Raw genomic sequence first — 399 nt, 5'->3', positions numbered from 1 at the left:
TTCAACGATGTATGTGTAAACCATCTTCCATGCTTCAAGTGTATACCCTTTTATTTTCGCCCAAATTCCTAACATCCAATTGGATAAATCATTTAACTTTTCTTTTACTAAATTCCAAGTATCTTGTACAGGTTTTATAATATATTGTTTAAATAAACCCCATGCTGCTGATGTATATGATTTAACTGTCTCCCATTGTGAATTTAGCCAAGAAACTAAATCACTGAACTTTTCTTTTACTAAGTTCCAAGTGTCTAGAACTGGTTGAATAATATATTGCTTAAATAGTCCCCAAGCAATTTGTGCCATAGCTTTTGCAATTTCCCATTGTGTACCAAGCCAAGTGACCATTTCACCGATTTGTGTACTTACCCAGTCGTAAGCTTCCTGAATCGGTTG

The 399-nt window shown here is 34.6% G+C and carries 1 pseudogene; it reads right to left on the bottom strand.

Features of this window, described 5'->3' with window-relative positions:
• Positions 1–399: pseudogene (locus tag MR167_RS31870) on the bottom strand (phage tail tape measure protein); the annotation flags it as partial.

This window comes from Bacillus cereus group sp. BfR-BA-01355 (genome assembly GCF_022663675.1).
GTDB classification, from domain to species: domain Bacteria; phylum Bacillota; class Bacilli; order Bacillales; family Bacillaceae_G; genus Bacillus_A; species Bacillus_A thuringiensis_S.
Note: the sequence above shows the minus strand (reverse complement) of the source record. Positions and strands in the feature narration are given on the sequence as shown.